We start from the raw sequence: 18,953 nt of genomic DNA on the forward strand, positions 1-18,953 counted from the left end.
AAAAACCCGCTCGAGAGAGCGGGCTTGAATCCACATCGGTTGAGACATGGAGGAGACAAGGGCTAGTATAAACCCTTAGTCCGCCAAGTCAAGCGTTCATTTCGAAAAAATTCCAACGCCCTCATTGCTTGCCGAGGCTGTGGTAATAGCTCGCCAGATTCGCGACATCCGTATCCGACAAGCCTTTCGCCACCACGGACATCATCTCGTTCTGCCGCGCGCCCGAGCGAAAATCGTTGAGCGCCTTCACGAGATATTCCTCCGTCTGCCCCGCGAGATTCGGCGCTTCCGGCAGCTTCGACATGCCGTCGAGCCCGTGGCACGCCTGACACTGCGCCGCCTTCGCGCGTCCCGCCTTGATATCGCCCGCCGCGAGCGACGCGTCCGATATCGCCGCAAGCATCGCCACCAACGCCGCGAGCGCCGCCGTCTGCTTCACGCGCCTCATTTGGCCCCCGAGTACGAGATGCGGTAAATGGCGCCGGCGTAGTCGTCCGAGACGAGCAGTGAGCCGTCCTGCAGCATTTGCACGTCGACCGGACGGCCCATGTATTCGCCGCTTTGCGTGAGCCAGCCTTCGGCGAAGACTTCCGTTTCGCCAGCGGTGCCGTCGTCCTTGATCGGCGTGTACATGATGCGCGCGCCAATGGGCTTGGTGCGGTTCCAGGAGCCGTGCTCCGCATCGAAGATGCCGCCCTGATACTTCTGCGGGAACATCTTGCCGGTGTAGAAGGACATGCCCAGGTCGGCGGCATGCGCGGCGAACTCCACTTGCGGGAACACGACGCCCGCCGGCGGGTTCTGATCCTTGTACTCGACCGTGCGCACCTTGCCGCCGCCGTACCACGGAAAGCCGAAGTTCTCGCCGGCCTTCGTCGCGTGATTCAGCTCGCCCGGCGGGATGTCGTCGCCCATGCCGTCCACCTGGTTGTCGGTGAACCACAAGGTCTTGTCCTTCGGATTGAAGTCGAGGCCCACCGAATTGCGCACGCCATGCGCATACACTTCGCGGTTCTTGCCGTCCTGGTCCATGCGGATGATGCCCGCGAGTCCGTTGCGGTCGAGTTCGGCGAGCTTGTCCTTAGGCGGCACGTTCCACGGCTGCCCGAGCGCGATGTACAGCTTCTTGTCCGGTCCGATGCGGCACGCGCGCGCGCCGTGATTGAAGCTCTCGAACTGCGTCGGAATCAGCTTGCCTTGCGGCACCACGACTGCCGCGGCCACGTCCGGTCCGCCTTCGCCGAAGAACTGCGCGGCCGGAAAACCGAGCACGCGGTTCTGCTCGGCCACGTAGAGCACGCCGTCCGGCGAGAAGCACACGCCGTTGGGCACCTTGAACGTCACCGACGAAGCGAACTGCACGACGTCGCTCGCGACGCGTTGCTTCGTCCTGTCCGTCACCTGCCACACGCGATTCTTGCGCGTGCCGACGAACACCACGCCCGTGGATGGCTCGATCGCCATGTGCCGCGCTTCCGGCACGACCGCATACAGGTCGATCTTGAAGCCCGGCGGCAGCTTGATCTGCTTGAGGTTTTCGCGAAGCGCGTCCGCAGTCTGACCGGTTTGCGGGACGGTTTCGGGCGGCTGCGTATTGCCGGTCTGACGGAAGTTGGACAGGGTGCCGACGTTGTCCTGCGCTGCGTCGGCGGGCGGCATGCAGGCGAGCATTGGGCCGAGGGCCAGTGGCAAGAGCTTGAGCGTTGCGTTCATCCGGTTGTCTCCTTTATTTACGGCATCGGAAGATGGTGTTCGACCACAGGACTTTCTTTGCCGAGCCCTCCGCGTCGGTGCGCCGGCAGGTACGGCGCCGCTGGCCCGGTAAAGCAATGTTAGGACAGGAAACGCCGTATGTAAGCGGCGCGTGAATAAAGTCGATGCCGCCGCTACTTCCGGCCGTCGAAGATGAAGACGTTGGAGCGGTCCGGGCTCGGCAGCGCGACCAGGAGACGCGCGCCGTCGACGATGGCGCTGCCGTCCACCGTCGCGTCGGGCAGCGGGCAGGGCGCGGGACCGAAGGTGGCCGACACCGCGTAGGCGTTCACGCCGGGGCGCGGGCGCAGCGTCCCCTTGAAGATGCAGCCGGCGCTGGTGGTTCCGGCGGCGTAGCCATCGGCGGCGATGGTGATGCGCGTCGTCGTCGAGCCGCCGAGCGCCATGCCGCGTCCGCTGTAGAGGCCGCCCGCATTCGCGAGCGTGGGCGCGGTGTCGAGCAACGGCGCCGCCGTCGCGGAGAAGCTCTGGCTCTCGCCGCCGTTGCCGCGCGTGATCGCCCCTTGGACGGCCGGCGCATGCGCGAAGTCCGCCGTGAACGACACCGGCGACGGCGGCGCTGCGCCGATGCGGTAATTTAATGCGGAGGAGCTGGCGAAGCGTCCGTCGCTCGTCTGCGAGCCGTTCGTCGCGATGACGACGCCTCCGACACCCGCGCTGCCGTTCGCATAGAAGAGGTAGGCGGTGCCGTCGAAGAGTACGAGCAACGTGGCGTCCGCGTCGCCGAGCGTGCCTTTGTAGACGCCGCCGGATGGCAGCGTCGTCGTAATGGCTTGCGCCGGCGGGGCGGGCGGCGGGCTGGTCGAACAGGCGGTGAAGAACACGACGAAGGGTAGGGCAAGCGAGGCAGGGAATAGCGCGGCGCGTGTCGTGCTCGTCATCGAAGGCTCCGGTCGCGGTCGGCCGCCTCGCGTGCTCGAAGCGGGAACGTCCTGTATAGGCGCAGGACTGCGGCGCGTCAAGCGAACGAAGCCGGCTCGTTGTCGCTCACGCATCGAATAGACAGAGGAAGCCCATTGCTCAATGCCACCGTCGTGATCTTCGGCGCATTCGACCGCCACAACTTCGGCGACATGTTGTTCGCGCATGTCGAGCAGCGTCTGCTTCTCGAACGCCTGCCTGACGCCGAACCGCTTTTTGCGGGACTGGCCGCGCGAGACCTGCGCCGATACGGCGGCCATGCGGTCGCGGCGCTCGGCACGCTCGCCGGACATCTGCGCGATAAGCCGGTCACGCTCGTGCATGCCGGCGGCGAACTCTTGACCTGCGACGCGTGGGAAGCCGCCGTGATGCTCAACGAACCCGAGGACGCGCAGGCGACCATCGCGCGATACGGCGCGCGGGCCGAGGAGCGCTCGGCGTATGCGCGCACGCTGTTGGATTCCGACGCGCTCGCGCCGTATGTCGTCGGCCGAGAAACATGGCCGCAGGCGTCGTCGATTCGCTTCAATGCGGTGGGGGGCGTGTCGCTCGACACGCGCGAGCCTGCGCTGCGCTACGAAGTCGTGAGCACATTGCGCAGCGCCGACGACCTGAGCGTGCGCGATGAGCACACGCAAGCGATGCTGCGTGCGGCCGGCATCGAAGCGAGGCTCGTTCCGGACCCGGTGACGATGATTGCCGAGCTTTTCGATTCACGCATCGCCTCGCGCGCCCGCCTCGGCCCGTCGGCCGACGTGCGACGGGCGTGTCCGCGCGGCCACCTCGCGGTGCAGTTCAGCGCCGACTTCGCCGACGACGCGACGCTCGACCGGCTGGCGCGCGCACTCGATGCGCTCGCTGCATCGACCGGCCTCGGCATCGTGTTGTTTCGCGCGGGCGCGGCGCCGTGGCACGACGACATCGACGCATACGCGCGGCTTGCGGCACGCATGCAGCATCGTGCGCTCGTCTTCCGGTCGCTGGACATTTGGGACATCTGCGCATTGATCGCGACGAGCGCGGGCTATGCGGGCAGCAGCCTGCACGGACGGATCGTCGCGATGGCGTATGGACTGCCTCGCATCAACATGCTTCATCCGGACGAAGCGGCGCGAACCGGCAAGCAGGCCGCCTATGCGCAAACGTGGGACGACGCGAACGCGCCGGGCGCCGTGTCGATCGACGAACTCGAAGCGGCCATGCGCGATGCGTCGAGCGCCGATCGCGAGGCGCTCAGGCAGCGTGCTCGGGAACTGGCGCGCCTGTATCGGGCCGATGCCATGCGCCGCGATTGAAGCGTGCCCGCGGACTCAAAGCGCGCCGTGCGGCGCAGGTCACCGTTCGTCGGAGAGCATCGTGCCCCGGCAATTGGCCGCGAGGCATCGGCACGCGTAGAGGCGCTTGAGCGCCGCCGTGCGCCGTCCTTCGACGGTGAGCCGGTAGTCGATGAACAGTTCCTGCCCCTTGCCGATCGGGCGAAGCGAACGAATGAAGACGCGCTCCCCGTCCTGTTCGGCCTCGCAATTCGGCGCGCAACTGTGATTGAGCCAGCGCGCGGAATTGCCGCCGCGCGCACCGTCGATCACGCGGCCGTCGTCGAGTCCGAAAAGAAACGTATGACCGTCCTCGGCGTTGGAACGCTCGTACATGCGTTGCGCTTCCTTCCACGAAAGACGCTTGCCTTTGTATTCGAAGAGCAGCGCGCCCGCGGGCAGATCCGCGAGGGCGAAGACGCCCCGGCCATGAACGGGCGATGTTCGGACAGTGATTCGACGCATGGTGTGGCGAGTCGCAGTGTTGGGTATGAAAGTCGGCCGTGAAGAAGCCGCATCGACATGATGGCGTCCTCATGGACCGGCGTCACGTTCGCGCACGCAGCGATGGACGCGCAGTGCTCGCGAGCTATCGTAACTGCATTGCGGCGGCATAGGGTGGCGCGTGTGACGATTCGTTCCGTTTCCTCTGTTGCTCATCGGAGTTTGCGGCTGACTCGGGCATCTTAAGCGCGACGAGCGCAGAGGGCTTCGGCGAGTGCGACCAATTGTGTGAGCCCGCTTCGCAACGAAGCGAAAACGATTCGTTTGCGCCGCGCGCTCACGCTCGACTAGGCTCGGTGAACGAACCGCATCGCACGGAAGGAGCCGCAATGATCTCGCCCATCGATCTGACGACGCTCGCTCGCACGCCGAACGACGGCTATCTCAATCGCATCGTCGCCACCGTCAACGACCACGAAGTCCACATAAGCGTGATGACCTCGCCGTACGAATGGCATCTGCATCCCGATTCGGACGAGACGTTCATCGTCACCGAAGGTACGCTCGTGATCGACCTCGAAGACGGCTCGATGCACGTCCACGCCGGACAACTGCTGACGGTTCCGGCGGGCGTGCGTCATCGCACGCGTCCGCTCGGCGCGCGCTCGGTGAACCTCACCGTGGAAAGAAAGCACGCGACGACCGTGTTCTGCGACGATCCGCGCGCATAGGCCGAGGCGCGCGTCCTGGACAGCCGATCCGGCTTGCCAATTGCTCAATCTGAATGCAGCTGAATTTCCTTTCCTACGTTCTTTTCCGACGGCAGGCGCGCAGCGTGGTTCGCATCGTGATGCGACGAGCCGCGCCCGGGCTGACTCGTCCGAAACTAAGGCATAGGTTCACGCGCGTTCAACCGGTGATTTTCGTGACGTATTCGAGTGGCAGACGCCCCAAGCTGGTTTATTTCCCCACCCGCATCGTCGCGCCGACGCCAGGCGCGAGTGAGAGTGACTTCCAGATTTATGCGTCGTATCGCGGTAGTGCGGCAAGCGGCTATTACGGCACCTTGAAGGTCGTGCGAAAAACGGACGGGCGATTGCTGTTTCCGTTCGAAGGCGCGGACACGCTTGGGCCCTACGCGTCGAAGTCGGATGCAATCGAAGCGGCGCAGCGCCGCGGCGACGAGGTCGTGCAGGCCGATCTCGCGCGCCCCGAGCTGTGATCGAGGTTCGTGTGTCGGCGGAACTCGCAAAGCCATTGCCTTTGAAGCGGTGGCTAGGCGGGAGCATGACTTGCTAACATGTCGCTCTTCGCGCTTATCGAGTTCCTTCTTCCGCCGGCGGCCAACATGACCACTCAACTCAGTGACGTATGCAAATCACGGCTCTTTCGCGTGACGCTGACAGCGCCTGTCGAGGGTATCGCGTTCGTCATGGCCGACAGCCGCGAAGCCGCCTGGCGCATGGGAAAGACGGTCATCGCGGTAGTGCATGGCGTGGGCGTGCAGAATGTCGCCATCGCGGGCGTGCATTCGTTCGGCGAACTCGTGAGCATGGGCACGTGCGATGACCTGGACATGCGCGTCTTCGAAGTCGCGAGCTCGGATGGCAAGAACACGAATTTTGCGGAAGCGCCTTACTTCCTGACCAACGATGCGTCGCTGCTCGGCAAGTGGGCCGAGCTCCGCGCGGATCTCGCGGCCAATGTGGCACGCGCGCTGATCCGGCGGGCTAAGTAAGCGCCGCTCGGTTCACTCAGTTTTGGCTGACGCCCGCTGGCACAGCGTGCGTCGATTAGGCGGGAAACTGCGGCCGTCGGAAGGCTCGAACGGCTCAAACGGCTCAGGCGGCCACGCGGCGATTCTGCTTCTCTTGAGCATCGGCAGCGGCGGAGCCGAGCGCCGAATCGAGCAAGGCCAGCTTGCGTTGCAGCGTGGCGACGCGTTGGCTTTGCGAGGGGACGAGCTCGTAGTCGCTGTCGAGTTGCGCCACGCGCATGTCCCAATACTTCGTCGGCAGACGTCCCGGCGCGGCGCTGCCTTCCACGAAACTCGCCAGGATCAGTTCGAGGTGTTTGAGTTCGCGCTCTGCGAGCTGGGCCGGGCGACGCTGTCGGAAGGCGGGGGCGGCGGCGAGGGTTCGTGTCATAAGGAAGCGTCCAGCGTGAATTCGGAAAACAACTACATGAGCAAGGTGCGTACCTTCGCGGCTTTTTCGCACCGATAAATGTGTTTCCAAATGAAACGGACGTGCGCTCAGGCCCGCCGGTATTAGCGTTCACCCTTATTCGTCTGGACTTAATTTGGCCGATACATCCGACGTCAAATGCAGCCGTGCGTCGGCTAGCGCACGGACCGATGCGAAAACTTTTACACGCGGCATGGTGGTTTCTTCAAACGTTTGCCGTGGGTCTGGCGCTTGCTCCCTTCGCCGCGTGCCATCCTTTCTTAGTGAATCCACCGGATGCAAACCGCGCAGCGCGCCACTCGAACCCATCGACATGAACGACACCACCCGCAGCATCGCCACCCGCGCGCGCAAACCGCTCGACCGTGAACTCGAAACCGCCCTTCGCAAGGTTTTCGGCTTTCCTCATCTGCGGCCGGGCCAGGACGAAGTCATCCGCAGCGTTCTCGACGGCCACGACACGCTCGCCGTCATGCCTACCGGCGCCGGCAAGTCTCTGTGCTATCAATTGCCGGCCTTGCAGCTGGACGGCATGACGGTCGTCGTCTCGCCGCTCATCTCGCTCATGCGCGATCAGGCCGCAAAGCTGACCGAAGCCGGTGTAGCAGCGCTGGTCCTCAACAGCACGTTGTCCACGACAGAAGAGCGCGAAGCCATGCAAGCGGTCACGCAAGGCGAGGTCCGCATCCTTTTCGTCACGCCGGAGCGGCTCGTGAACGCGGAATTCACCGCGACGCTCACTTCGAAGGACATGCCGTCGGTGCCGCTCGTCGTCATCGACGAGGCGCATTGCATCTCGCAGTGGGGCCACGACTTCCGCCCGGCCTACGTCGAGCTGATCCACGCCGTGAAGACGCTCGGCCGCCCGCCCGTGCTCGCGCTGACCGCGACGGCGACGCCCGCCGTCATCGAGGACATCGTGCGCGAATTGCAGATGCGCCAAGCCAACGTGATCCATACGGGCGTGTACCGCGACAACCTGCATTTCTCGGTCGAGCAACTGACGAATCCCGAGGACAAGCGCCGGCGCGCCATCGAGCTCGCGAGCACGCTGGATGGCAGCGGCATCATCTATTGCGCGACGGTGGCGGAATGCGATGCGCTGCACGCCGCGCTCGGCGAGGCGGGCGTCGCGGCGCAGCGCTATCACGGCAAGATGGCGGCGAGCGCGCGGTCCGAAGCGCAGGACGCGTTCATGGCCGACGAAGCACGCGTGATGGTCGCGACCAATGCGTTCGGCATGGGCATCGACAAGCCGGACATTCGCTTCGTGCTGCATGCGCAGGTGCCGGGCAGCCTCGACGCGTACTATCAGGAAGCCGGGCGCGCCGGCCGCGACGGCGAGCCGGCCAAGTGCATCCTGCTCTTCGAACTGAAGGACAAGCAGGTTCAGCAGTTCTTTCTCGGCGGGCGCTATCCGAGCGCGGAGACGATCCGCCGCGTGGCGGAGACGGTGCGCGACCTCGCGCGCGAGAACGCGAGCCAGACGCTCGAAAAGCCGCTGGAACGACTGCGCGAAGCGTTGCCGCACGTCGGCGTGAACAAGCTGCGCGTCGCGGCCACGCTCCTCAACGACATGGGCGTGACGCGTCGCACGCGGCGCGGCGGCATGAAGCTGATCGACGACGGCGCGGCCATCGCGCAACTGGACGACGCCGCCCAGGGCTACGCCGCGCGGGCAGGACGCGATCGCGCGGTGCTCGAACGCATGATCACCTATGCGCAGAGCGCGCGGTGCCGGTGGCGCATGCTGCTCGACTATTTCGCCGACGACGTGGACGACGCTGCTCCGCAGCCGTCCGCGGGAAAGCAGGAAGTGAACTATCGGGCGCCCGACGACGAACTCGGCGGCGGCGCGTGCGGTTCCTGCGACAACTGCCTGCATCCGCCGGAAGTGCAGGAGAGCCCGCGCGAAGTGCGCGAACAGGCGCTGTCGGAAGAGCACGAGAAAGAAGCGAAGCCGAAGCGAAGCGCACCAACGTTCAGTCAGGGCGACCGCGTGCGTGTGCGCCGCTATGGCGATGGCGTCGTCGAGATGGTGAGCGCGGATCGGGTGGCGGTGCGCTTCCCGGACGACGAGACGCGCACCTTCATCGCGCGCTATGTGAAGCGCGCGGCGTGACGGGAAAGAGCGGGCTTACGTGTTGGTCGGCTCGCCCGGATCTTCGACGCCCTTCTCGATGTTGTCCTTCTGATCGCCGTAGTCCTTACGGTTCGCGCCGTTGGTGATTTCGACGTCGCCCTTGAGCTTGCGGTCCTCGTCGCCGGTCACGGTGCCGATGGCCGTATCCACCCAGCCCTTCACCTGTTCCTTGATGCCTTCGGTCGTGTCCTTGTTCATGTGACTCTCCTTTCGGGATTAGCGGTTTCAACATACCGTTCGTCGCAACGGTTATGCCCGAGCTTACGGGCGCGCGTGTTGCTGAATCATCGTTCGATCAACCTTTCCGGGAGTCAGACGATGAAAGCAGTCGTGTTTCACGGCATAGGCAACATATCGCTCGACAACGTAGCGGACCCGACGATTCAGCACAATCACGACGCAGTGGTCCGGCTCACCGCGAGCGCCATCTGCGGCACCGACTTGCACATGGTGCGCGGCACGTTCTCCGGCATGGTGCCGGGCACGATCCTCGGTCACGAAGGCGTGGGCATCATCGAAGAAATCGGCAAGGGCGTGCGCAACCTGAAGCGCGGCGATCGGGTACTGATTCCGTCGACCGTTTCATGCGGATGCTGCGGGTACTGCCGGCAGGGCTACACCGCGCAATGCGACCTCGCGAACCCGAACGGTCCGTCCGCGGGCACGGCGTTCTACGGCGGACCGAAAGCCACGGGCCCGATCAACGGCCTGCAAGCCGAGTTCGCGCGCACGCCGCTCGCGAACGCGAGCCTCATCAAGCTGCCGGAAAACGTCGACGACGAGCGCGCCATTCTCATCTCCGATATCTTTCCGACCGGCTTCTTCGGCGCGCAACTGGCGGAGGTGCGTCCGGGCGATACCGTCGCCGTGTTCGGCGCGGGGCCGGTGGGCCAATTCGCGATTGCGAGCGCATGGATGCTCGGCGCGGGCCGCGTGATCGCTGTGGACCGCTTGCAGGATCGTCTCGACATGGCGCGCGCGCAGGGCGCGGAAACGGTGAACTTCGATCAGGAAGACCCGGTGCAGGCGATTCTGGAACTGACCAACGGCATCGGCGTGGATCGTGCAATCGACGCGGTCGGCGTGGACGCGGTGCATCCCGAAGGCGGGCCGGCCGCGTCGGAAGACAAGATCAAGCAGGCGGAACAGGAAAGCCAGACGGTCACGCCCGAGCGCAATCAGGACGGCAACAACTGGACGCCCGGCAATGCGCCGACGCAGGCCGTCGACTGGGCCGTTGCCGCGCTCGCGAAGGCGGGCACGCTCGGCGTGATCGGCGTGTATCCGCCGAACGATCGCTTCTTCCCGCTCGGCATCGCGATGAACAAGAATCTCACCATCAAGATGGGCAACTGCAACCATCGCTCGATCACGCCGGCCTTGATCGAGCGCGTGAGCAACGGCTCGTTCGATCCGCTTCGCGTGTTGACGACGCGCGAGCCGATGATGAACGTCATCGAGGCTTATAAGGCATTCGATCTGCGCCAGCCGGGCTGGATCAAGGTTAAGCTCGATCCTGCTGCTTGACGGGTAATGGAAAAGCGGGGCGGTCTCCTCTCGCGAAACCGCCCCGTGTCCTCAGACTGCAACTCGTGTCAAAGACTTTAGACCTTCGAAAGATTAGCGAGCGCGATTGCGTCGATCAACGCGCTCATCTGCAAAGCACCTCTCCAACTGGCGCATGAATAACGTGGTCCATGTGCAACATCCAAATCATCGACGGTTAAGTTTCAATGGCACTAAGCGATTGACCGTAAAGCATTAACCCGCGCTCGAGCAGGCTCATTCCAGTTTTAGCAATAGATTCTTACTTGGCGAAACGCGTCGAATAACGCGACGTATGAGAGCGCTTTGCTTAAAGTGTGTCGAGCCTCCCGGGGACAAGGCGCATCGCCTCGGGAAGCCTTTGCTCTAAATCAGGACACACAGCAACCATGAAAAGAAATCTCCTCATTGTGGGCGTGCTCGGCGCCTTTGCGGCTTCGGCACAGGCACAAAGCAGCGTCACGCTATACGGCATGCTGGACGCCGGCCTCGTGTATGCAAATAACGCCGGGGGCCACAGCAATTGGCAACAAGGCAGCGGTTCCGTCTCCGATACGTATTTCGGCTTGCGCGGCAGCGAAGATCTGGGCGGCGGGTTGCACGCGCTCTTCAAGTTGGAGAGCGGCTTCAACCTGAATAACGGCGGCTTCAATCAGGACGGCATGTTCAATCGCCAGGCGTATGTCGGTCTGCAAAGCGATCAGTTCGGTACTGTCACGCTCGGCCGTCAATATGATTCGATGGTCGATTTTCTCGGGCCGCTTTCCGAAGCAGGCGCGGGCTATGGCAACAACCTGAGCGCGCATCCGTTCGATAACGACAATCTCGACAACTCGTTCTCGATCAAGAATTCGGTCAAGTATCGCAGCGCGAATTACGCGGGCTTCAATTTCGGCGGTCTGTACGGCTTCAGCAACGACGCCGGCCAGTTCTCGAATAACCGCGCATGGAGCGCGGGCGCGTCGTACACGGCCGGCCCGCTGAACTTCGCGGCGGCTTACCTGCAAACCAACAACTCGCGCAACTTCAACACGGGCGGCGCGGTGACGGCGGGGCAGAGCAACAAGGGCAACCTGACGGCGGATCTGCAACGCACGTTCGGCGCAGGCGTGAACTACGCGTACGGTCCGGCGACGGTGGGCTTCGTGTGGACGAACACGCACTATGACGGCCTGATCGCGGCGTCGCAGGGCGGCACGTCGTTCACGCTGCCGACCGGCACGAACCTGCATCTGAACAACTTCGAGTTGAACGGCCGCTACGCGCTGACGCCGGCGCTGAACCTCGACGCCGCCTACACGTACACGGACGGCAAGCTCACGGGATCGAACGGCACGGGCGATCCGAAATGGCATACCGTCTCGCTGCAAGCCGATTACTCGCTGTCGCGCCGCACGGACGTTTATGTCGAAGGCGTGTATCAGCATGCCTCCGGCCAGCTCGGCAACGCAGGCGCGAACGTCGCGATCATCAACACGCTGTCGCCGTCGACCTCGCAGAATCAGGTCGCCGCTGCGGTGGGTCTGCGTCACCGGTTCTAAGCTGCACCGAGTTTCACGAAGGCTTCACCAACGCTTCACCAACGCAAACGGCCGCGATCGTCACGATCGCGGCCGTTTGTTCTTGCGGCGGCGTCGCGCGATGCGCGCGTCAGACTGCCTTGCCCGAGCCCAGGTCCGCGCCCGTTACCGGGTCGGCGGCGGGGTCGGACGCAGTGCGCGTTGCCATCGTGGTGAGCGCGTCCTTCTCCATCTCGCTCACGGTCACGCTCGCCGTGCCGTCGCCGCCATCGACTGCGGGCTGCGGATCTTCGACGAACTTCCAGTCGCCGCCTTCGTTCCACGGGCCGCGTGCGTCGTCGCCCTTCGACATGTTGAAGTACACACTCGTGAACTCCGGCACGCCGGGCAGCTTGCCTTGCGGGAAGTTCGGCTGAATAGAATGCAGCGCCTTCTCGAACGACTTCTGATGCGCGATTTCGCGCGTCATCAGAAAGCCGAGCGCGTCCTTGATGCCGGGATCATCCGTGACGTTGATCAGGCGTTCATAAACGATCTTCGCGCGCGCTTCGGCTGCGATGTTCGAGCGCAAGTCAGCCGTCGGCTCGCCGATGGTGTCGATATACGCCGCCGTCCACGGGTAACCGGCCGAGTTCGTCAGCGGCGTGCCCGCGCCATAAAGAATCGCGGTCGTGTGCGAATCGTTGCCGTTGCCCGTCATCGAGCGATACAGCTCGGCTTCCTGCTCTACCGCTTCCGCGAGCGCGCCCTTCGCGCCCTTGTTCAGCATCGCGACAATGCTGCCGATCACTTCCAGATGGCTCATCTCTTCGGTCGCGATATCGAAGAGCATGTCCTTGCGGCCCGGATCGTCTTCGGTCACCGCTTGCGTGAAGTAGCGCATGGCGGCGGCAAGCTCGCCTTGCGGGCCGCCGAACTGCTCGAGGAGCAGATTGGCGAGGCCGGGATTGGGCGCGGCAACGCGCACCGTGTACTGCAGACGTTTGTTGTGAATGAACATGGCAGGCTCCTTCGATGAAAGTGCGAGAGGTCCAAACAAGCGATGCGGGGAAGCGCCATCGAGCGTCCAGCGCTAGAACCGGATGGGCGCATCGAGTGAACAGCAGTGGGTATTCCCACGGCGCGCCGAGCCGTTGGATTTTTCCAATCGCGTCGATAGGGGCGACGCGCGGCGCGGTTCGCGCGGGCGTTTCACAGGCGTGGGGCATGTCGCGGCTCAAAGGACGGACCCACTGCGCCGTTCGCGTTATTGCATCGCTTACGTGCTGCGCGCGATGTCGGATGCGCGTCATGGACATCATTGCGGCCGCCAGCGCGGAACACGCGTTGCTGAACTTGTTTGCGGTCGCGGCAACCTGCTGCTCCCAGATGCAACACGCGATCCGACCTTTCACTCCCGCTGGAGGCAAACAATGAAGGCGCTGATTTGGCAAGGCAAGAAAGACATCCGCTACGAGACAGTCCCGGACCCGGTCATCGAGCACCCGCGCGATGCCATCATCAAGGTATCGACGTGCGCAATCTGCGGTTCCGACCTGCATCTCTTCGACGGCTTCATGCCTGGCATGGAATCCGGCGACATCATGGGCCACGAGTTCATGGGTGAAGTGGTCGAAGTCGGCTCGGGGAACAGCGCGCTCAAGAAGGGCGATCGCATCGTCGTGCCGTTCACGATCGTTTGCGGCGAGTGCGATCAGTGCAAGCGCGGCAATTTCTCGGTGTGCGAACGCAGCAATCGCAACAAGGATGTCGCGGACAAGGTGTTCGGCCACACGACAGCGGGCCTCTTCGGTTACACGCACCTGACGGGCGGCTATCCCGGCGGACAAGCCGAATACGTGCGCGTGCCGTTCGCGGACAAGACGCACGTCAAGATTCCGGACGGCCTGACCGACGAGCAAGTGCTCTTTCTCGGCGACATCTTTCCGACCGGCTGGCAGGCCGCCGTGCAATGCGATATCGAACCGACGGACACGGTCGCGATCTGGGGCGCGGGCCCGGTCGGCCAAATGGCGATTCGCAGCGCGGTGCTGCTGGGCGCAAAGCAGGTGATCGCGATCGACTATATTCCCGAGCGCCTCGCGATGGCGCGCGCGGGCGGCGCGACCGTCATCAATTTCAAGGAAGAAAGCGTGCTGGAACGTCTGGGCGAACTCACGCAGGGCAAGGGTCCGGAAAAATGCATCGACGCAGTGGGCATGGAATCGCACGCGACGCGTTCCGTCGATGCCATGTACGACCGCGCGAAGCAGGCCGTGATGCTGGAGACGGACCGGCCGCACGTGCTGCGCGAAATGATCTACGTGTGCCGTCCGGCGGGCACGCTGTCGGTGCCGGGCGTGTACGGCGGGCTCATCGACAAGATTCCGTTCGGCGCCGCGATGAACAAGGGACTGACGTGGCGCATGGGTCAGACGCACGTGAACCGCTGGACGGACGACTTGCTCAAGCGCATTCAGGACGGGCAGATCGACCCGTCGTTCGTCATCACGCACACGGTGTCGCTCGCGGACGGCCCGGGCATGTACAAGACGTTCCGCGACAAGGAAGACGGCTGCATCAAGGTCGTGCTTAAGCCGTGAGCGCGTGATGCGTTGCGCGCGCGTAAGCGGATGCGAGCGATTCGTCTGCTTACCGTGCGCTTTCGCACATTCACGCCGGACGCAGGCTGGCGGGCCGGACCGCCGCCGATATATAGTCGGCGGCCCAGCAACGGACAGCATCGGAGGCGGCGTGACACACGCTGACAATGCGCGGCGCGGCTCGCCTGCCCGCCGCGTCGTGAGTTCGGCCATGCGCCTTCGCGGCGCATGACGCGTCTTTTCCCGCCGATGCGCGCGCTGGCCGTCGCGGTCGCGGTGCTGTGCGCGCATATCGGCGATGCCGCCGCGCAGGCTTATCGCGATGTCGCGCCGATCGCGCCGCCCGCCGCCGAGCGCCCGCGCGCGCCGCAGCCGCCGCAGCAGCCGGCCGACGAATCGCCGGCCGTCGCGATCGAAGACTTGCGCGGCATTGCGTTCGCGCGCGCAGGCGAGGCCGCATCGGGCCATCGCCGATCCGCCGCGCAGGGCGCGATCACGTCCACGGACCTTCCGCTCCTCGACGCGGCTTTCCTCGACACTTTCGCCGCCGATCTCGGCAAGCCGCTCACCTTCGCACGTCTCGCGCAGATCCGCCGCGCGGTCGTGCAGCGATATCGCGCCGCGGGACAGCCGCTCGTCGATGTCTACGTGCCCGAGCAGGACGTGAGCAACGGCGTGGTGACCATCGCGGTCGCCGAGTTCCGCGCGGGGCGCGTGATGGCGAAGGGCAACCGCTATTTCTCGGATGCGCTGCTCACGCGCGAGATGCCGCTTGCGAGCGGCGAGCCGATCCACGAGGCCGATGTCGCAGCGGGGCTCGCGCTGCTCAACGCGAATCCGTATCGCCGGGTCGATGTCATCTATGCGCCGGGCGAGGCGCAGAACACGACCGACGTCGTGCTGCAAACGGACGACCGCCTGCCGCTGCGCGTCTACGGCGGCTACAACAACGACGGCGTGCGCGATCTCGGACGAGACCGGTTTCTCGCGGGCTTCGACTACGGCAACCTGTTCGGCATCGACGCGCGCATCGGCTATCAGGCGACGGCGAGCAACGACCTATTCTCGGGCAATCCGGACATCGAAGGACGGCCCGACCGAGCGCGCTTCGTCGCGCATGCGTTCAACTTCTTCGCGCCGCTGCCGTGGCTGGATCGCATCGAACTGTTCGGCGTGTTCGCGCAAAGCACGCCGCGCCTGCCGGACAGTTACGGACAGACCGGCATCAGTTCGCAGTTGAGCTTTCGCTACGACCGCCTGCTTCCGCCGCTGGACAACGCGGGCGCGTGGCAGCAGCAGATCCAGTTCGGCTATGACTTCAAGCGCTCGAACAACGACCTCGAATTCGGCGGCTTTCAGGTGTTCAACGCGAACACGCATATTCACCAGTTCGTGCTTGCCTACGATCTCACGAACGGCGACCCGGCGGGCGGCACGCATCTGAACGCGTCGCTCTTTGCGAGTCCCGGCCGTCTCGACAGCAGCAACAACGAAGCCGCCTTCGATGCCGCGCGGCTCGGCGCGACGCCGCGTTATCAGTACGTGCAACTGTCGGGACAGCATGAGTCGGCGCTGGGGGCGTCGGGATTTTCGGTGTCCGCGCGAGGGCTATTTCAGTGGACCGGCAACACGCTGTTGCCGAGCGAAGAACTCGGGCTAGGCGGCGATGCGACCGTGCGCGGCTACGAGCCGTATGCGGCGCAAGGCGATCGCGGCTGGAACGTGCAGACGGAAATGCGCGCGCCCGCGCTCACCCTAGGCGTCGCGGCGCTGCAGCCGTTCGTCTTCTTCGATGCCGGACACGTGTGGAACCGCATTCCCGAAGCGGGCGAGGTAAACAACGCATCGCTCGCGAGCGTCGGCGCGGGCATTCGCTTTCAGATGGGGCGCTTCGTCAGCGTGCGGGGAACGTTCGGCTTTCCGCTGAAAGCGGTCGTGCCGAACGGATCGAAGGCGCCGCTCGGCGAAGTGTTCGTCGTGATCGGAAGTTGAAGGGCGGGCGGCTGCCCGCCCTTCGCGCTTCGTGCGAGACGCCTCAGGGCCGCGCTCGTTCCCAGCTCAGAACCGGATGCGTCGCGTTGGCGGGCATCGTCCACGCGCCGCCCGCGCCGAAGTTCCACGACGCGAAGTTGCCCGGCATGCGCATTTGCGCGTTCGAGAGCCCGTTCGCGTCGCCCGGCGCGGTACCGTTGTTGAGGGCCACGGCGTTCGTGAGCGTCGTCGTGTCACGGTTCCAGTACACGTTGCCGATCACGCCCTCGTTCATCGCCGCGATGCCGCCGTACCCGGCAAACGGAGGTCCGCCGCCGCCGACCTGACCGACCGCGAACGACTCGTTGATGACGCCCGCGCTGCCGTTGTCGTAGACCAGTCCGCCGTCGCCGGTCTGGCCGCCCGTGCTGCCGGTCGCGTAGGACTGCGTGATGGTGCCATTATTGAAGGAGACGAGCCCGCCCACCGATGCGTGCGAGCCGCCGGTCAGATTGCCCGTCGCATACGACTGCGCGATGGTCCCGGTATTCACGCCCACGAGGCCGCCCGACGGCCCCTGGAAGCCGACCGTCGCGCTACTCGACGAACGCTCGATGCGGCCGTTGTTCGCGCCGACGAGCCCGCCGTTTCCGCCGCCGCCGAAACCGCCGTACGACAAGTCGCCCGAGGTCGAGGCATACGTGATGAGGCCGTTGTTCTGCGCGGCGAGCAGGCCGTAGGTTCCGGGCGCGCCGCCGCCCACGCTGGCGTTCGTCAGCTTGATGTCGCGCACGACGCCGCTCGCGCCGATCACCCCGAACATGCCGACGTAGCCCGACGACGAAGAGTCGTTGACCGCGAGCTGGTCGATGGTGTGCCCGAAGCCGTCGAACTGGCCGGTGAACGGCGTGGCGGCCGTCGCGCCGATCGGCGTAAAGAAGTTGGGATACGCGGTCGCGCTCGCGTCGATGTCCTTGCCGAGCGCATAGTTGCCCGCGAGGTTCTGCGACACGCGGCCGAGATCGGCGAGCGTGTTGACGAGCTTGTACGCGGTGATCTGCGTGACGACGCCGCTATACGGCGCGGCCGTCCAGCCGGCGTGCGTGAGCAGCGTGCCGGGCGCGTAGCTGCCGTTCATGTCGTAGAGCGCGCTCACGATGCCCGTGCTGCCCGACCAGTCGATCTTGCCGCGATTGGTCACGCTGCCGCCGTTGTCGACGCCTTTGGCATCGGCGCGCAGCATGAGATTGCCGCCGCCCGTGTTCGCGATAGTCGATGTCTGCGCTACCGTGACGCCATGCCCCGCGGCGAGCGTCAACGACGCGTTGCCGTTCCATCGCACGTTGCCGTTCACGGTCAGATCGCCGCCGGACTGCGCATTCACGGACGTGCCGTTGGCGAGGCCGCGCGACAACGCATTCGCGGTGGCGCTGTCGATGGTCAAGGTCGGCGACGCGAGCGACCACTCGCCCGCGACAACGTTTGCGTTCGCGACATCGAGCGTGGCCGCGCGGGTTTCGACCGTGCCCCCGCTGCCGGTGGCATTCGTCGCGGCGAGGGTGCCCGCTGCATGCACCGCGCCCTGATCGGCGACGAGCCACACGTGGCCGTCGCGCTTCGCGGTGCCGGTCGCGCGGATCGCCGCGTTGTTGCCCGCGAGCGCGTAGACGTTGCCGTCGGCGGCCTGAAGGCTCGCTTGCGCCGCGTGGATCACGCCCGCGTTCGCGACCGTGCCGTGGCTGCCCGTCTGCACGAAAATCTGCTGGCCGCTCGATGAATCGTGCAGCAGCACTTGCGTGCCCGCCGCCAGTTCGGCGGAGCCTTTGGGCGCGTCGATGGAGCCGGCGTTCACTGCAGCCGTGCGCGAGACGAGGAAGACATCGCCGCCGCTCGATCCGATCTTGCCGAGATTCACCACGACGCCGCGGCCGTCGCCGGAAAAGGTGAGGTCGCCGCCCTTCATGAAGGCCGCATCGCTCACGTTCAGCGACGACGCGACGAAGCGCCCGCCCGTCGCGACCACGCCGCCCGGCCCGATCACCACGCCCTGCGGGTTGATGAGATACACGCTGCCGCTCGCGGTGAGCTGGCCGAGAATGGTGGACGGATCGCCGCCCGTCACGCGATTGAGCGTCGCGCCGTTGCCGTTGTTGAACGTGACCTGCCGGCCGTTACCGATCGAAAAGCTCTTCCAGTCGATCACGCCGCGCGGCGAAGTCTGGTCGATCACGAGCGACCGGCCGCCGCCGGTGATCGAGCCGCTGCCCACGGCGAACTGGCCGCCGCTCGGAAGCGGGGGCGCGGCGTGCGCACAGTGAAGACCGACGATAAGCGGCACGATGGCCGAAAGCGGCCGAAGCCGCGAGGCGCGACTGAAAGAACCGATGCTGCGCTGCATACACCCTCCGGGCTGTGTCGATTTGTTTTGTCGTCTTTTGGCCGCTGACGGTGTAGCCGCGCCGTCGTCGGCTAGCGAGAGGGCGAACATCGATGTGCGAGCAGGCGGCACGAATTTAGCAACGCGCCCGAACGCCGAAGTGTGGGCTACCGCACAT

General features: G+C 65.0%; 17 protein-coding genes. 9 read left to right on the forward strand and 8 right to left on the reverse strand.

What is annotated here, in order from left to right:
* Window positions 1-121: 121 nt before the first annotated feature.
* The 3 genes from NCR34_RS21225 to NCR34_RS21235 form a co-directional block, all read right to left on the reverse strand.
* Window positions 122-448 (reverse strand): c-type cytochrome, encoded by a 327-nt coding sequence (locus NCR34_RS21225; RefSeq protein WP_502800119.1) that lies wholly within the window; start codon window positions 446-448, stop codon window positions 122-124.
* On the reverse strand, window positions 445-1,713 hold the full coding sequence (locus NCR34_RS21230) for a PQQ-dependent sugar dehydrogenase (RefSeq protein WP_250501044.1): 1,269 nt from the start codon (window positions 1,711-1,713) through the stop codon (window positions 445-447). Before NCR34_RS21230 ends, NCR34_RS21225 begins: the two co-directional genes overlap by 4 nt.
* A gap of 173 nt (window positions 1,714-1,886) precedes the next feature.
* Window positions 1,887-2,654, reverse strand: a complete 768-nt coding sequence (locus NCR34_RS21235) for a hypothetical protein (RefSeq protein WP_248324534.1) — start codon at window positions 2,652-2,654, stop codon at window positions 1,887-1,889.
* A gap of 135 nt (window positions 2,655-2,789) precedes the next feature.
* Between NCR34_RS21235 and NCR34_RS21240 the strand changes: the two genes are divergently transcribed.
* Window positions 2,790-3,989: a polysaccharide pyruvyl transferase family protein gene (locus tag NCR34_RS21240; RefSeq protein ID WP_248324535.1), complete on the forward strand. Its 1,200-nt coding sequence runs from the start codon at window positions 2,790-2,792 to the stop codon at window positions 3,987-3,989.
* A gap of 39 nt (window positions 3,990-4,028) precedes the next feature.
* Here NCR34_RS21240 and NCR34_RS21245 read toward each other — a convergent pair whose 3' ends face one another.
* A complete protein-coding gene (locus tag NCR34_RS21245; RefSeq protein ID WP_175945733.1) occupies window positions 4,029-4,472 on the reverse strand; it encodes an SET domain-containing protein in 444 nt (147 codons plus the stop codon).
* Between the two features lie 368 nt (window positions 4,473-4,840).
* Between NCR34_RS21245 and NCR34_RS21250 the strand changes: the two genes are divergently transcribed.
* The 3 genes from NCR34_RS21250 to NCR34_RS21260 all read left to right on the forward strand — a co-directional run bounded on the left by NCR34_RS21250 (window position 4,841) and on the right by NCR34_RS21260 (window position 6,189).
* The gene (locus tag NCR34_RS21250) at window positions 4,841-5,182 is read left to right on the forward strand and encodes a cupin domain-containing protein (protein WP_248324536.1); all 342 of its coding nucleotides are present in this window, start codon (window positions 4,841-4,843) and stop codon (window positions 5,180-5,182) included.
* 194 nt (window positions 5,183-5,376) lie between these two features.
* A complete protein-coding gene (locus NCR34_RS21255) occupies window positions 5,377-5,673 on the forward strand; it encodes a DUF6723 family protein (RefSeq protein ID WP_370650741.1) in 297 nt (98 codons plus the stop codon).
* A gap of 126 nt (window positions 5,674-5,799) precedes the next feature.
* Window positions 5,800-6,189, forward strand: coding sequence for a hypothetical protein (locus NCR34_RS21260; protein WP_248324537.1), 390 nt, complete (start codon window positions 5,800-5,802; stop codon window positions 6,187-6,189).
* A gap of 103 nt (window positions 6,190-6,292) precedes the next feature.
* On the opposite strand, the gene NCR34_RS21265 is transcribed toward NCR34_RS21260, so the two are convergent.
* Window positions 6,293-6,598 carry a hypothetical protein gene (locus NCR34_RS21265; RefSeq protein WP_175945727.1) on the reverse strand — a complete coding sequence of 102 codons (306 nt, stop codon included), beginning with the start codon at window positions 6,596-6,598 and terminating at the stop codon, window positions 6,293-6,295.
* Window positions 6,599-6,950: 352 nt separating this feature from the next.
* Here NCR34_RS21265 and NCR34_RS21270 point away from each other — a divergent pair, with 352 nt between their 5' ends.
* The gene (locus tag NCR34_RS21270; RefSeq protein ID WP_248324538.1) at window positions 6,951-8,759 is read left to right on the forward strand and encodes a RecQ family ATP-dependent DNA helicase; all 1,809 of its coding nucleotides are present in this window, start codon (window positions 6,951-6,953) and stop codon (window positions 8,757-8,759) included.
* Window positions 8,760-8,774: 15 nt separating this feature from the next.
* On the opposite strand, the gene NCR34_RS21275 is transcribed toward NCR34_RS21270, so the two are convergent.
* Window positions 8,775-8,978, reverse strand: coding sequence for a CsbD family protein (locus tag NCR34_RS21275; protein ID WP_244850679.1), 204 nt, complete (start codon window positions 8,976-8,978; stop codon window positions 8,775-8,777).
* A gap of 120 nt (window positions 8,979-9,098) precedes the next feature.
* Between NCR34_RS21275 and NCR34_RS21280 the strand changes: the two genes are divergently transcribed.
* Together NCR34_RS21280 and NCR34_RS21285 are read left to right on the forward strand one after the other, a co-directional pair.
* Window positions 9,099-10,307: a zinc-dependent alcohol dehydrogenase gene (locus tag NCR34_RS21280; RefSeq protein WP_250501045.1), complete on the forward strand. Its 1,209-nt coding sequence runs from the start codon at window positions 9,099-9,101 to the stop codon at window positions 10,305-10,307.
* A 407-nt stretch (window positions 10,308-10,714) separates the two neighbouring features.
* The gene (locus NCR34_RS21285) at window positions 10,715-11,866 is read left to right on the forward strand and encodes a porin (RefSeq protein WP_248324540.1); all 1,152 of its coding nucleotides are present in this window, start codon (window positions 10,715-10,717) and stop codon (window positions 11,864-11,866) included.
* A 109-nt stretch (window positions 11,867-11,975) separates the two neighbouring features.
* On the opposite strand, the gene NCR34_RS21290 is transcribed toward NCR34_RS21285, so the two are convergent.
* Window positions 11,976-12,845 carry a manganese catalase family protein gene (locus NCR34_RS21290; protein WP_175945721.1) on the reverse strand — a complete coding sequence of 290 codons (870 nt, stop codon included), beginning with the start codon at window positions 12,843-12,845 and terminating at the stop codon, window positions 11,976-11,978.
* A 412-nt stretch (window positions 12,846-13,257) separates the two neighbouring features.
* On the opposite strand from NCR34_RS21290, the gene NCR34_RS21295 reads away from it, so the two are divergent.
* Window positions 13,258-14,427, forward strand: coding sequence for a zinc-dependent alcohol dehydrogenase (locus NCR34_RS21295; protein ID WP_206470712.1), 1,170 nt, complete (start codon window positions 13,258-13,260; stop codon window positions 14,425-14,427).
* 249 nt (window positions 14,428-14,676) lie between these two features.
* Window positions 14,677-16,419 (forward strand): ShlB/FhaC/HecB family hemolysin secretion/activation protein, encoded by a 1,743-nt coding sequence (locus NCR34_RS21300; protein ID WP_248324770.1) that lies wholly within the window; start codon window positions 14,677-14,679, stop codon window positions 16,417-16,419.
* Between the two features lie 43 nt (window positions 16,420-16,462).
* Here NCR34_RS21300 and NCR34_RS21305 read toward each other — a convergent pair whose 3' ends face one another.
* A complete protein-coding gene (locus NCR34_RS21305; RefSeq protein WP_248324541.1) occupies window positions 16,463-18,796 on the reverse strand; it encodes a two-partner secretion domain-containing protein in 2,334 nt (777 codons plus the stop codon).
* Between the last annotated feature and the right edge of the window lie 157 nt (window positions 18,797-18,953).

The organism is Caballeronia sp. GAWG1-5s-s, assembly GCF_023631445.1.
Lineage (GTDB): Bacteria > Pseudomonadota > Gammaproteobacteria > Burkholderiales > Burkholderiaceae > Caballeronia.